The sequence below is a fragment of the Pseudomonas sp. NY15437 genome (assembly GCF_048068435.1).
In the GTDB taxonomy this organism is placed as follows: Bacteria; Pseudomonadota; Gammaproteobacteria; order Pseudomonadales; family Pseudomonadaceae; genus Pseudomonas; species Pseudomonas nitroreducens_B.
Genome location: NZ_JBLUQC010000006.1, coordinates 321,897 through 335,618, shown reverse-complemented (window position 1 = coordinate 335,618; position 13,722 = coordinate 321,897). Strand labels below are relative to the sequence as shown.

Here is a 13,722-nt window from a genome sequence, read left to right as displayed (position 1 = left end):
CGCGAGAAATTTATTTTTTCGCCTGGCGGGAATAGATCGCCGCAACATTCGTCTTTCACGCTCGAACCCACCCATTCCTGGCGCCCCGATGCATTCACTGGACGACCATTCACTGCGCGAACTGCTGCCCCGGCTGCGGCGCTTCGCGCTGTCGCTGACCCGCAGCGCGAGCAGCGCCGACGACCTGGTCCAGGCCACCCTGGAGAAGGCGCTGTCGGCCTGGACCGGCCGCCGCGACGACGGCGACCTGCGCGCCTGGCTGTTCTCGATCCTCTACCGGCACTTCATCGACGGGCAGCGTCGTGCAAAACGCTATGCGCGCCTGCTCAGCCTGTTCGGCGCCGACAGCGAGGTGAGTGCGTCGCCGGAAGACATCGTCAGCGCGCGCTCGACGCTGGAGGCCTTCGAGCGTCTGCCCGCCGAGCAACGCGCGCTGCTGACGCTGGTCAGCGTCGAGGGTCTGAGCTACCGCGAGGTGGCCGAGGCGCTGGCTATTCCCATGGGCACCGTCATGTCCCGCCTGTCGCGCGCCCGCACGGCGCTGCGCGCGCTGAGCGAAGGACAGGCGGCGACTCCTTCTTTGCGGGTACTGAAATGAACGAACGCATCCCCGAGGGCACTCCCCAGGAACAGGATCTGCACGCCTACATCGACGACCAACTGGACACGGCACGCCGCCAGTGGGTGGAAGCCTGGCTCGCCGCCCACCCGGACGACGCCCGCCGCGTGGAAGGCTGGCGACAGGATGCCCAGCAATTGCGCGCGGCCTTCGCTGGGCAAGCACGTGGTGCGCTGCCGGAGCAGCTCGATCCGGCGCGGATTCGCCGACAGATCCAGCAACGGCGACGTTCGCGGCTGGCCACGGCGGCAGCCTTGCTGCTGGCCTTGGGCGTCGGCGGCATGGGCGGCTGGCAGATGCGCGGCGACGCGATGATGCGCGGCATGCTGCCGATGCAGGATGCGGTGCAGGCCTATCGACTGTTTGCCGATGCCGGCCAGACGGGATTGGACCTGCGCGACGGCGGCGATTTGCGCGGCTGGCTGGCGCGCTACCTGAAAGACGCCACCCCGCCGCCCGCGCTGGAGCAGGTCGGCTTGAAGACGGTGGGCGCACGCCTGCTCGCCACCGAACAGGGCGCGGCGGCGCTGGTGATCTACGAGGATGGCCAGGGTCGCCGGTTGACCTTCTTCATCCGCCCGCCGGGCCCGCGCCACGAGATGTTGCCGCAGGGGCAGCGTACGGACGGCGACCTGCTGGCACGCTACTGGAGCCAGGGCGGCTACAACTACGCGCTGGTCAGCCGCAGCGACGACCCGCAGGCGCAGGCCGTGGGGCAACTGGTAGGGTTCTGAGCGCGGACCTTGTCCGCGGTTCGCGGTTCGCGGGCATGGCCCGCTCCTACACGGGAGGCGCGGTATCAGCCTGTAGGAGCTGGCCATGCCTGCGACCGGCTTCTGCGCAGAAATATCTCGGACGGAGTCCGCTGGCGCGAACGTACGGTGGAACGCAGACGTTGTCCGCGGTTCGCGGGCATGGCCCGCTCCTACAGGAGACATCGTGCCGGCCCGCCCTCTCCCCCGCCCTCTCCCTGAAGGGAGAGGGAGCTGTCCGTGCCGGCTGACGCAATGATTTCACCCTGCGCCGAACGGTCCCCTCTCCCTTCAGGGAGAGGGTTAGGGAGAGGGATGTCCGGGTACAAGGGTCGCAGAATGGCAGTTGCTCCCGCATATGGAATGCCGCCTATGCGTCCCTGAACGCAGGAGCGGACTCCGTCCGCGATTGTCATCCGGCCCTCACGGGCCGGAACGTTACGCCATCAGAACGCAAAGCACGAACAGCCGAAGGCGCCCCAGAAGCCCTGGAAATCACTCACCGGCACGCTGGACTGGCGGGCGCGTTCGTGGCTGTGGCCGTGCACGCCGCAGGAGCCGACGCACTGGTGCACGGCATTCTGCAGCGGCGCCTGCGGGCGCCAGTGGCCGGGGACCTTGGCTACCGGCGACCAGTCCGGCAGCACCGGAATCGCGGTGGGCGCCTGGCGCTCGAAATCGCCGCTGCCGAACACCACACGGCCGTCCACCACGGTCAGCACCGACTCGATGGCCTTGATCTCTTCCTCCGGCACGTTGAAGTAGTCGGCCGAGAGCACCGCCAGGTCGGCCATCTGCCCGACCTTGATCATGCCCTTCCTGCCCTGCTCGTTGGAGAACCACGCGCTGCCGTGGGTGTACAGCTCCAGCGCGGTGGCGCGGGACAGTCCTTCCGGGTACAGCTCCAGGCCGCCCACGGTCTTGCCGCTGACCATCCAGTACAGTGAGGTCCAGGGGTTGTAGCTCGAGACGCGGGTGGCGTCCGTGCCGGCGCCCACGGGCACGCCTTCGGCCAGCATGCGCTTGATCGGCGGCGTAGCCTCCGCGGCCTGCTTGCCGTAGCGATCGACGAAGTACTCACCCTGGAAGGCCATGCGGTCCTGGATGGCGATACCGCCGCCCAGCGCCCTCACCCGCTCGATGTTCATCGGCGAGATGGTTTCGCAGTGGTCGAAGAACCAGTGCAGGCCGTTGAACGGGATGTCGCGGTTGACCTTCTCGAACACGTCGAGCATGCGCGAGATGGATTCGTCGTAGGTGGCGTGCAGGCGGAACGGCCAGCGCTGCTCGACCAGATGGCGCACCACCGGTTCCAGCTCGGCCTCCATGGTGCCGGGCAGGTCCGGGCGCGGTTCGAGGAAGTCCTCGAAGTCCGCCGCCGAGAACACCAGCATCTCGCCGGCGCCGTTGTGCCGCAGGAAGTCGCTGCCCTGGCCGTACTGGACGCTGCTGGTCCAGTTCTTGAAGTCGGCCAGTTCTTCCTTGGGCTTCTGGGTGAACAGGTTGTAGGCGATACGCACGGTGAGCTGGTTGTCTTTCTCCAACTGCTCGATCACCTGGTAGTCGTCCGGGTAGTTCTGGAAGCCGCCGCCGGCATCGATGGCGCTGGTGACGCCCAGGCGGTTCAGCTCGCGCATGAACTGGCGGGTGGAATTGACCTGGTAGTCGAAGGGCAGCTTCGGCCCTTTGGCCAGCGTGGCGTAGAGGATCATCGCGTTGGGCCGGGCCACCAGCATGCCGGTGGGCTCCCCCTTGCTGTCGCGGACGATCTCGCCGCCTGGCGGATTCGGGGTGTCTTTCGTGTAGCCGACGACGCGCAGCGCGGCACGGTTGAGCAACGCGCGGTCATACAGATGCAGGACGAAGACAGGCGTGTCCGGCGCGGCCTGGTTCAATTCCTCGATGGTCGGCATGCGCTTCTCGGCGAACTGGAATTCGTTCCAGCCCCCCACCACGCGCACCCATTGCGGCGACGGCGTGCGCAGGGCCTGCTCTTTCAGCAGGCGCAGGGCGTCGGCCAGGGACGGCACGCCTTCCCAGCGCAGTTCGAGGTTGTAGTTCAGGCCACCGCGGATCAGGTGCAGGTGCGAGTCGTTGAGGCCGGGGATCGCCGTGCGCCCCTTGAGGTCGATGACGCGGGTGGCGCCGGCGCGGAAGGCCATGGCCTCGGCTTCGGTGCCGACGGCGATGAACTTGCCGTCGGCGATGGCCACGGCGGTGGCTTCGGGTTTCTCGCGGTCGACGGTGTGGAAGCGGCCGTTGGTCAGGATCAGGTCGGCGTACATGGCGAAGTTCCTCTTTCGATCAGCGGGCGTTGAGCCAGGCGGAGAACAGGCGCGTGGCCCGTGGCATGAAAACGTAGACCACCAGCAGGACGATGGTCGCGACGATGAGCATGTTGGCGGGCACGAAGCTGCCCAGCAGGGGGATCTGGGCGAACAGCGGGCGCCAGAGCTGCGGTACCAGCATCACCAGCGGCAGGATCACCAGGTAGGAGATGGCCGCCTGCTTCCAGCGCGGCGGCTGCTTCTGCGGGTTGTCCGGGGTGGTGAACCAGAATTCGTGGGCGGTGTGCAGCTCCTTCTGCTCCAGGTCGATCAGGTGCGGGTTGGCGCGTTCGATCAGGTCCCGGCGCTGCGGCGAGTCGAGCCAGGCCTGCAGTTCGTCGGCGCTGGCGAAGCGCAGGACCGAGGTGAAATGGTCGCCCTGGCGCATCACGTCCACCCCCAGATGGCCGGGAAACTCGCTGGCGGCGCGGGTCAGTTCGCGCAGGATGGCTTCGTAGGCGGCGACGCTGTCGGGGCGGGCGCGGTGGCGGATGATCAGGGTGACGGATTCTTGCTGCGTGGGCTGGTTCACGTGGGTTCCCTCCAGAGAAGTGGCCTCCCCCGCCCTGCGGCGAGGGAGGAATGCGGTTTACTGCAGGTGAACCTTCAGCTCCTGGCCGGCCTGGCGCATGGCGGCCTGTACTGCCGGCACCTGGCTGACCACGTTGAGCAGGCCATAGTCGTGGATCATTCCGTTGTAGCGCACGGACGTGACGGCCACACCGGCGGCGTCGAGTTTGCGACCGTAGGCTTCGCCCTCGTCACGCAGCACGTCGGATTCGGCGGTCTGGATCAGGGTCGGCGGCAGGCCCTTGAGCTGGTCGACGGTGGCGCGCAGCGGCGAGGCATAGATTTCCGCACGCTGTTTCGGGTCGGTGGTGTAGCTGTCCCAGAACCACTGCATCATCGGCTTGGTGAGGAAGTGCCCCTGGGCGAACTGGTTGTACGAGCCGGTTTCGAAGCTGGCATCGGTCACCGGCCACAGCAGGGCCTGGAAGCGCAGCTTCGGCGTGCCCTTGTCCTTGGCCATCAGCGCGACCACCGCCGCCATGTTGCCGCCGACGCTGTTGCCGGCCACGGCCAGGCGCTTGCCGTCGACGTTGAGCTCCTTGCCGTGCTCGGCGACCCACCGGGTCACGGCGTAGGCCTGGTTGATCGCCACCGGGTAATGCGCCTCGGGGGACGGGGTGTAGTCGACGTAGACCGCGACCGCGCCGGAATTCACCACCAGGTCGCGGATCAGGCGGGCGTGGGTCGGGTAGTCACCCAGCACCCAGCCGCCGCCATGGAAGTACATGAACACCGGCAGCGTGCCCTTCACGCCGGCCGGGCGGACGATGGTCAGCTTCACCGGGCCGACGTCGGTCTGCACGGTCTTCTCGCTGACCTGGGTGCCGGAGAGGTCGACCTTCACCGACGCCTGTGCGCCAGTCAGCACCGCACGGGCGTCCTTGGGCGAAAGAGTTTCCAGCGGCTGGCCCTTGCCGGCCTCCAGGGCTTCGAGGAAGGCCTGGGTGTTGTGTTCGACGGTGGGGTTGCCCGCGGCGAACACGTTGCCGATGGCCAGGGCGAGGGAAGCGGCGAGCAGGGATTTCTTGGCGTTCATGATTCGGTTCCTTGAAAGTGGGGGGAGGTATTCCGAAAGGACGAACGAATCTTGATCCATGCCCGCAAAGCGCGGAATAGACAGGGTTGCAGGGTCACTTTGCAGTTTTGCAAGGGCCTCGGCAGTGGCGTTGCAGCGCTGCCGGGCTTGGTAATTGCCGGTAGGAGCGCCCACGGGCGCGATCGCGGGCATGGCCCGCTCCTACAGGTCACGTTTCACGCCGCTTTTCGTAGGATCGAGACAGGTTGGCTGCCAAGCCGAGCTGCGGAGTGCACCGCACGGGATTTCGCGGACAAGGTCCGCTCCTACGAAAGCCATCACGCCGGAGCAGACCTGTATGAGCGTGCCATGCACGCGATGGCGGACAAAGTCCGCTGCTACAAGGGGAGACCGGTGTTAGGCGGTTCGCGAGCAAGCTCGCTCCTACGAAAAGCCCGACATCCGCGCCGGGCTCTACCTCTGGCTCACCCAGCAGACTTCCAGAGAAATATCCGCACGCGCCGAACGCCCCGTTCAGGAGGCCGAGAGGAATCGGAGTTCCAGGGGTTGAGCGGCATGGATGCCGCGAGAGCCGCGATGGGCCAGGGATGGCCCTTCGCGGCGTGCCCCTGGAACTTCGATGGAGCAAGGGAACCCCGGCGAAGCCGGGGCCGGATGATGGGGCAAGACCTTTGCCCACTTTGGGTCGTTTGCCAAAGTGGGTCGCCCGAGGGGGCGAAACTGGAAGCCAGCGCGCACGCCGAAGCGGCGCCTAACCCCTTAACCGACGCAGCAGCCCTGCACCACCAGCACAACAGAAAGCGCCGGCCCAGCCGGCGGTTCGCGGGCATGGCCCGCTCCTACACGAACCGCAACCAACCTGTAGGAGCGTGCCATGCACGCGATGGCGGACGAAGTCCGCTGCTACAAGGGGCGTTCACTGTTGGGCGCTTCGCGAGCAAGCTCGCTCCTGCAGTCGAGCGGAGCTGTCTGGCGACCGGGGGTTACGCCGCCCGGCACGCCACGGGTGCCGGCGCGGCGTTTGGCCGGTACAATGCGCGATTGCCCGCTCCATACCTGATAAGCACGCCTGATAAAGAAGAAACCATGTCCTTGCCCAAACACCATCTGGAACTGCTCAGCCCTGCCCGCGATGTGTCGATCGCCCGCGAGGCCATCCTGCATGGCGCCGACGCCGTCTACATCGGCGGCCCGAGCTTCGGCGCGCGGCACAATGCCTGCAACGAAGTGAGCGATATCGCCCAGCTGGTGGAGTTCGCCCATCGCTACCACGCACGGGTGTTCACCACGATCAACACCATCCTCCACGACAACGAGCTGGAGCCGGCGCGCGCGCTGATCCACCAGCTCTACGACGCCGGCGTCGACGCGCTGATCGTGCAGGACATGGGCATCATGGAGCTGGACATCCCGCCGATCGAACTGCACGCCAGCACCCAGACCGACATCCGCACCCTGGAGCGGGCGAAGTTCCTCGATCAGGCCGGCTTCTCCCAGCTGGTGCTGGCCCGTGAGCTGAACTTGCAGGAAATCCGCGCCATCGCCGACGAGACCGATGCCGCCATCGAGTTCTTCATCCACGGCGCGCTGTGCGTGGCCTTCTCCGGCCAGTGCAACATTTCCCACGCCCAGACCGGCCGCAGCGCCAACCGCGGCGACTGCTCCCAGGCCTGCCGCCTGCCCTACACCCTGAAGGATGACCAGGGTCGCGTGGTCGCCTTCGAGAAGCACCTGCTGTCGATGAAGGACAACAACCAGAGCGCCAACCTCAGCGCCCTGGTGGACGCCGGCGTGCGTTCCTTCAAGATCGAAGGGCGCTACAAGGACATGGGCTACGTGAAGAACATCACCGCCTATTACCGCCAGCGCCTGGACGGCATCCTCGCCGAACGCCCGGACCTGGCCCGCGCGTCCAGCGGCCGTACCGACCACTTCTTCGTGCCGGATCCGGACAAGACCTTCCACCGCGGCAGCACCGACTACTTCGTCAGCGAGCGCAAGATCGACATCGGCGCCTTCGACTCGCCGACCTTCACCGGCCTGCCCGTGGGCACCGTGGAGAAAGTCGGCAAGCGCGATCTGCTGGTGGTGACCAAGGACCCGCTGTCCAACGGCGACGGCCTCAACGTGCTGGTGAAGCGCGAAGTGGTCGGCTTCCGCGCCAACATCGCCGAGCCCAGGGGCGAGTTCGAGGAAGACGGCGAGAAGCGCTACCGCTACCGCGTCGAGCCCAACGAGATGCCGGAAGGCCTCTACCGCCTGCGCCCGAACCACCCACTGTCGCGCAACCTCGACCACAACTGGCAGCAGGCGCTGCAGAAGACGTCCGCCGAGCGCCGCGTCGGCCTGTCGTGGGTCGCCACACTGCGCGAAGAACGCCTGGAACTGACCGCCACCAGCGAGGAAGGCATCAGCGCCAGCGTCGCCCTGGACGGCCCGTTCGGCGCGGCCAACAAGCCGGAGCAGGCGCTGGAGCAACTGCACGACCTGCTCGGCCAGCTGGGTACCACCCAGTACCACGCGGACAAGATCGAGCTGGACGCCCCGCAGGCGTTCTTCATTCCCAACTCGCAGCTGAAATCGCTGCGCCGCGAGGCCATCGAGGCGCTCACCGCGGCGCGCGTGCAGGCCCACCCCCGCGGCGGCCGCAAGGCCGAGACCAGCCCGCCGCCGGTGTACCCGGAATCGCACCTGTCCTTCCTGTACAACGTGTACAACGAGAAGGCCCGCGCGTTCTACCACCGCCACGGCGTGCAGCTGATCGACGCGGCCTACGAGGCCCATGAAGAGACGGGCGAGGTGCCGGTGATGATCACCAAGCACTGCCTGCGCTTCTCCTTCAACCTGTGCCCGAAACAGGCCAAGGGCGTCACCGGCGTGCGCACCAAGGTGCAGCCGATGCAACTGATCCACGGCGACGAAGTGCTGACCCTGAAGTTCGACTGCAAGCCGTGCGAGATGCACGTGATCGGCAAGATCAAGGGTCACATCCTCGGCCTGCCGCAGCCGGGCAGCGAAGGCGTGAACACCATCGTCGGGCAGATCAGCCCGGAAGACCTGCTCAAGACCATTCGCAAGCCGGCGCATTGATGTCATCCACCTTGGCTTCGGCGCGACGCTGAAACCCCCTCACCCTAACCCTCTCCCCATGGGAGAGGGGCCAGTCCGAGCGATGGGCGAAGGGGGAGTAAGCCGGGTAGTGCCGAAATATGCGCTCGCGCCGAACAATCCCCTCTCCCCTTGGGAGAGGGTTAGGGTGAGGGGGCCGCAGGCCACAAACGGACACCCCCTGCGCAATTTCCCGATCCCCCGCTATGATCGGGACATGCCCACCACGCCCCCGCTCCGCCAGCAATGCCCGCCCGGCGCCTGCAACTGCGACCGGGAACGCCTGCTGGCAGACCCCATCGCCGACCTGCGCATCCTCCTGCTGACCCGGCACGAGGAACAGCGCCTGCTCGAACGCCTGGAAAACCTCAAGGACCTGGCAGACCTGCAGCGCATGCAGCACAAGCTCTTCGAGCAGCTCGGCATCCGCCTGCACATCGCTCCCGGCTTCAACGAAGTGCGCAGCATGCGCGGCATCGAGTTCGAGTTCGACGATCAGCCCGGCCTTTGCCGTAAGACCCGCCAGGCCATCCCCGCCGCGATCCGCCGCGGCCTGGAGAAGAACCCGGAAATCGCCTGGCGCCTGCTGGACTCCCACGATCTGCTGGGCGGGCTCTGAGCACGTAGATCCTGTAGGAGCGGGCCACGCCCGCGACGGGCGGACAAGGTCCGCCCACAGATTCAGGCTCTAGACCCGGACAACCTGTAACGCCGGACATCCTGGGCAGGCGCGCCCTTGGGCGCTGATCGCGGGCATGGCCCGCTCCTACACAGCCCGCATCGCACCGGCCAGCGCCGTGCTCCCGAGCTGCTCCAGCCGCTCGGCGGCGCCCAGCCGATCGCGGTCTTCCTTGTTCTGGCTGAGCTTGGACTTGCCGACGATCTCGCTGATCTCCACCTCGATGCCGACGATGTTCGCCAGCATGCCGCTGATGAACTCCGGGGTGGAGTCGCTCATCTTCCACGGCTTCGCCTCGCCGGCCTCGTGGGTGCGGGTCAGGCGGCCGACCACGCCGCGTACGAAGCGCTCCTCGTCCATCACCTTGAGGCGGCCGCGCACGTGCACCACCTGATAGTTCCAGGTCGGCACCTGGCGGTGCGCCTCGTGCTTGCTCGGGTACCAGTTGGGCGAAACGTAGGCATGCTCGCCACGGAAGATCACCAGCACCTCCTCACCGTCGGCTTCCTGCCATACCGGGTTGTTGCGCGCGACATGGGCACGCAGCAGCGGCGTCTCGCCGGCGAGCTCCAGCTCGAACGGCAGGTGGTTGGCATCGAGCAGGCCGTCGCGGCCAGTGACCAGGATGCCCAGGGGATGCTCGCGGATCAGCCGGTGCAGCTCGTCCGAGCGGGTTTCCTCGAAATGCGCAGGTACGTACATGGAAAGCCTCGACAGCAGGTAATGGCGGTCATCATGCCGCTGCATTGGCACCCTATAAAGATCCATTAGTAACGATGGCGACAGAGCCAATCGGCGGCTGGCGATGTTTTGCCACGGCCCACGCCTCGCCCCGCTGGACGGCGATGGTGCCGCACCCTAATCTAGCCCTTGGCCAGCATTCGCCCCGGATGGCAGACACAGGCTCCCACTCTCGATGACCGCGCACGAGTTCCCCGCCGCTCCTCCCCGGCAGTCCCAGGGGAGAATCCCGCCGCGCCTGCAGGATGCCTACCAGGCGTACGTGATCCAGCATTACCGACGCTTCCTGCTGGCGATCAACTTCATCGCCATGGCCGCCTACGACTCCTACGTCGTGGCCGATGCCCTGCTCATTCCGGACATGGCCCGGGAGTCGCTGCTGCTGCGCACCGGCCTGAGCCTGATCGGCCTGATCAACATCTTCCTGGTGTTCCGCTTCAGCCGCAGCGTGCTGCTGATGGACCTGCTGATGCCGCTGCACGACATCATCTCCACCATCGCCTGGTTCGAATTGCTCAAGCGCAGCGCCTCGCCGGACGTGCCGTTCTTCCTCTATGCCTCGGTGGTCTTCGTGCTGCTGGGCAACCTTGGCGTGCGCTACTCCTTCAAGGGTATCGCCCTGGTCTCGGCGATCATCACCGCCATCATTTTCTACAACGTCTGGCTGATCCACGGCGGCGCCGCCAAGCCACTGCTGATATTCACCCTGGTCTACCTGCCCATCGCCCTGTTCAGCCTGTTCATCAGCTGGACCAACATCAAGGGCGTACGCCGCGCCTTCCTCGCCGACCTCGAGGAGCGCCGCCAGCGTGCGGAGCTGGCCGCGCTCAACCTGCGCCTGCAGGAGCTGGCCGCCACCGACGGCCTGACCGGCGTGGGCAACCGCCGCGCACTGGACCTGCAACTGAACGAGAGCTGGCACGGCATGCGTGCCCATGGCCGGCCCTTCGCCCTGCTGATGGCCGACATCGACTACTTCAAGCCCTATAACGATCACTACGGCCACCAGGCCGGCGACCGTTGCCTGTGCCAGGTCGCCGAAAGCCTGGTCGGCACCCTGCGCGGCGGGCAGGCCAACGTCTATCGTTATGGTGGAGAGGAGTTCGCCATTCTGCTGGAAGCGACCAACGCCGACGACCTGCGCTGCGTCGCCGAACGCCTGCGCGAGCAGGTGGCGAGCCTGGGCATCGAGCACCTCTACCGGCCCGACAGCCTGCGCCACCTGACCATCAGCCTGGGCGCGGCGATGGCCAGCGAGAGCGGCCTGCACGAGCCCCGCGAATTGCTCGCGCGCTGCGACCAGCACCTGTACGTCGCCAAGCAAAAAGGTCGCAATCGCGTGCAACTCAGCGGCATGCCCGGCGTCTGACCAACGACACGTAACCCGGCACGCGCGGCCGGCGTCTCCCTGCTCTGCCGCCGGGCGATGTCCGCGACGCCTGGCAACCCACAGGGGACGCCCCAACGAGGTCAGTGTGAAACGCGACATCCGCCTAGCCATCCTCCTGCTGTCGATCATCAGCCTCGCCGTGGCCACCGCCACGGCCTGGGAGCTGTGGTCGGCGCGCGAGCGCACCCTGGCGGATGCCACCACCCACAACCTCAACCTGACCCAGGCGCTGGATACCTATGTCGAAGGCGTGGTCACCCAGAGCTCCATGCTCCTGCTGGGCCTCGCCGAACGCCTGGAGAGCGAAGGGACCGGCGCCGCCAACCTGCAGCGCCTGAACGACCTGGTGAAGCGCCAGCAGCACCTGCTCGGGCAGCTCAACGGCGTGGGCATCTACGATGCGAAGGGCAACTGGCTGATGACCTCCACCGGCCCCTTCCCGCCCGGCTCCAACAGCGCCGACCGCGGCTATTTCATCCACCACCGCGACAACCCTTCGCTGGACGCGTACATCGGCGGGCCGATTCACAGCCGCGCCACCGGTGTCTGGGTGATCACCGTCAGCCGCCGCTACAACGACGCCCACGGCAACTTCGCCGGAGTGATCGTCGCGGCCCTCGGCGTGCAGGACTTCCTGCGCCTGTTCGGCAAGATCGACATCGGCAAGACCGGCGCCATCGGCGTGGCCATCAGCAACGGCCAGGTGCTGGTGCGCTACCCGTTCCGCGAGAGCGACATGGGCCAGATCCTCTCGCGCTCGCCGATCTTTACCCGCTACCTGGACAACGCCATGGTCGGCAGCGCGACCTTCACCTCCTCGCTGGACGGCGTCGAACGCATCTACGCCTTCCGCCAGAACGAGCGCTACCCGCTGGTGACCTCGGTCGCCCTGGGCAAGGACGAAGCCCTGGCCGCCTGGCGCGATGACGCCCTGCGCACGGTCGTCATCGCCTTCGGCCTGCTGATGGTCATCGTGGTGATCGGCAGCCTGCTGATCCTCGCCATCCAGCGCCGCATCGGCACCGAGCGGCTGCTGCGCGATGCCCGCGAAGACCTGCTCAAGGCCAACCGCCAACTGGAAGTGCTCGCCTCCCGCGACCCGCTCACCGGCCTGGAGAACCGCCGCAGCTTCGACGACCACCTCGCCGCCGAGCTGCGCCGCGCCCACCGCGAGCGCGCGCCGCTGGGGCTGCTGCTGATCGACATCGACCACTTCAAGCGCTTCAACGACACCTACGGCCACCCGGCCGGCGACGACTGCCTGCGCCGCATCGGCCGCGTCCTGGCCGACAGTGTGCGCCGCCCTGCCGACCTCGCCGCGCGCTACGGCGGCGAGGAGCTGGCGGTGATCCTGCCCAACACCGGCGCCGAGGGCGCACAGGCCGTGGCCGAGCAGTTCATGCAGCGCCTGCAGCAGGCCAACCTCACCCACGCCGGCAGCCCGCTGGGCCGCATCACCGCCAGCATCGGCATCGCCACCCTGCCCGCCGGAAGTGACAGCAGCCCCCACGCCCTGATCGAAGCCGCCGACCGCGCGCTGTACCGCGCCAAGGCTGCCGGGCGCAATCGCCTGGAACGTGCGACCACTGCCCCGGAAGCCGCGCGATGACCGTCGACCCGACGCTGCGCGACGCGCTACGCACTGCCCGTCATGTCGTGGTATTCACCGGCGCCGGAGTCTCCGCCGAGAGCGGTATTCCCACCTTCCGCGACCGGCTCACCGGGCTGTGGGCGCGTTTCGACGCCGCCTCCCTGGCCACCGCCGAGGCTTTTCGCGCCGACCCGGCGCTGGTCTGGGGCTGGTACGAATGGCGCCGCAGCGTCGTCCACCGCGCGCAGCCCAATCCCGCGCACCGCGCCATCGCCGCGCTGGCGGACAAGGTGCCCAAGCTCACAGTGATCACCCAGAACGTCGATGACCTCCACGAACGCGCCGGCAGCCGCGACGTCACTCACCTCCACGGCCAGCTGGAGCGCCCGCGCTGCTTCCACTGCCAACGCGAGCCGGATGCAGCGCTGCCGATTCCGGATGAACCCGAGGCTGGCCGCCGTGTGCAACCGCCGGCCTGTGCCCATTGCGGAGGCCCGCTTCGCCCTGGCGTCGTGTGGTTCGGCGAAAACTTGCCGCGAGACGCCATCACCCATGCCTTCCAGGCCGCCGAACAATGTGACTTGCTCATCTCCATCGGCACCTCCGGCGTGGTCTACCCGGCGGCAGAAATTCCCGAGATCGCCTGGCGCCTTCGAGCGACCGTCGTCCACGTCAATCCCACCCCCGGCCCGCTGCACGGCGAACGCGACTTCGCCCTGCCCAACGCCGCCGGCGAGGCCCTCCCCGCCCTGCTCGCCGCGGCGTTTCCCTGACGCAGCCCCACCAGGACAACCCATTCAGCGGACAGCGTCCGTGATGATGTTCCCCGTGATCTGTCGCAGGCATGGCCAGCTCCTACAGGCAAACTCCGCGCGCTCCGTGTAGGAGCGGGCCATGCCCGCGATCCGC

The 13,722-nt window shown here is 67.3% G+C and carries 11 protein-coding genes; 7 read left to right on the top strand and 4 right to left on the bottom strand.

Translation table 11 applies throughout. The annotated features are described in order from the left end of the window. Window positions 1–88 precede the first annotated feature (88 nt). Complete coding sequence (locus tag ACNFIA_RS16440) at window positions 89–598, top strand: sigma-70 family RNA polymerase sigma factor (RefSeq protein ID WP_259754656.1); 510 nt, start codon at window positions 89–91, stop codon at window positions 596–598. Next, window positions 595–1,353: an anti-sigma factor family protein gene (locus ACNFIA_RS16435; protein WP_416786655.1), complete on the top strand. Its 759-nt coding sequence runs from the start codon at window positions 595–597 to the stop codon at window positions 1,351–1,353. The genes ACNFIA_RS16440 and ACNFIA_RS16435 overlap by 4 nt, the downstream gene beginning before the upstream one ends. A 464-nt stretch (window positions 1,354–1,817) precedes the next feature. On the opposite strand, the gene ACNFIA_RS16430 is transcribed toward ACNFIA_RS16435, so the two are convergent. The 3 genes from ACNFIA_RS16430 to ACNFIA_RS16420 are packed head-to-tail and all read right to left on the bottom strand — an operon-like array spanning window position 1,818 to window position 5,304. Further along, the gene (locus tag ACNFIA_RS16430; protein ID WP_416786652.1) at window positions 1,818–3,656 is read right to left on the bottom strand and encodes an amidohydrolase; all 1,839 of its coding nucleotides are present in this window, start codon (window positions 3,654–3,656) and stop codon (window positions 1,818–1,820) included. A gap of 19 nt (window positions 3,657–3,675) precedes the next feature. Then, window positions 3,676–4,230: an antibiotic biosynthesis monooxygenase gene (locus tag ACNFIA_RS16425; RefSeq protein ID WP_416786650.1), complete on the bottom strand. Its 555-nt coding sequence runs from the start codon at window positions 4,228–4,230 to the stop codon at window positions 3,676–3,678. Window positions 4,231–4,287: 57 nt separating this feature from the next. Then, window positions 4,288–5,304 carry an alpha/beta hydrolase gene (locus ACNFIA_RS16420; RefSeq protein WP_416786647.1) on the bottom strand — a complete coding sequence of 339 codons (1,017 nt, stop codon included), beginning with the start codon at window positions 5,302–5,304 and terminating at the stop codon, window positions 4,288–4,290. Between the two features lie 1,086 nt (window positions 5,305–6,390). Here ACNFIA_RS16420 and ACNFIA_RS16415 point away from each other — a divergent pair. Next, window positions 6,391–8,394: a peptidase U32 family protein gene (locus ACNFIA_RS16415; RefSeq protein ID WP_416786645.1), complete on the top strand. Its 2,004-nt coding sequence runs from the start codon at window positions 6,391–6,393 to the stop codon at window positions 8,392–8,394. Between the two features lie 235 nt (window positions 8,395–8,629). Next, window positions 8,630–9,031, top strand: a complete 402-nt coding sequence (locus tag ACNFIA_RS16410) for a hypothetical protein (protein ID WP_416786643.1) — start codon at window positions 8,630–8,632, stop codon at window positions 9,029–9,031. Window positions 9,032–9,178: 147 nt separating this feature from the next. Here ACNFIA_RS16410 and ACNFIA_RS16405 read toward each other — a convergent pair whose 3' ends face one another. Then, window positions 9,179–9,793 (bottom strand): FMN-binding negative transcriptional regulator, encoded by a 615-nt coding sequence (locus tag ACNFIA_RS16405; RefSeq protein WP_416786641.1) that lies wholly within the window; start codon window positions 9,791–9,793, stop codon window positions 9,179–9,181. A 214-nt stretch (window positions 9,794–10,007) separates the two neighbouring features. On the opposite strand from ACNFIA_RS16405, the gene ACNFIA_RS16400 reads away from it, so the two are divergent. The 3 genes from ACNFIA_RS16400 to ACNFIA_RS16390 all read left to right on the top strand — a co-directional run bounded on the left by ACNFIA_RS16400 (window position 10,008) and on the right by ACNFIA_RS16390 (window position 13,586). Then, on the top strand, window positions 10,008–11,201 hold the full coding sequence (locus tag ACNFIA_RS16400) for a GGDEF domain-containing protein (RefSeq protein WP_416786639.1): 1,194 nt from the start codon (window positions 10,008–10,010) through the stop codon (window positions 11,199–11,201). A gap of 106 nt (window positions 11,202–11,307) precedes the next feature. After that, a complete protein-coding gene (locus ACNFIA_RS16395; RefSeq protein ID WP_416786637.1) occupies window positions 11,308–12,831 on the top strand; it encodes a diguanylate cyclase in 1,524 nt (507 codons plus the stop codon). Beyond that, window positions 12,828–13,586, top strand: a complete 759-nt coding sequence (locus ACNFIA_RS16390; protein WP_416786635.1) for an SIR2 family NAD-dependent protein deacylase — start codon at window positions 12,828–12,830, stop codon at window positions 13,584–13,586. The genes ACNFIA_RS16395 and ACNFIA_RS16390 overlap by 4 nt, the downstream gene beginning before the upstream one ends. Window positions 13,587–13,722 lie beyond the last annotated feature (136 nt).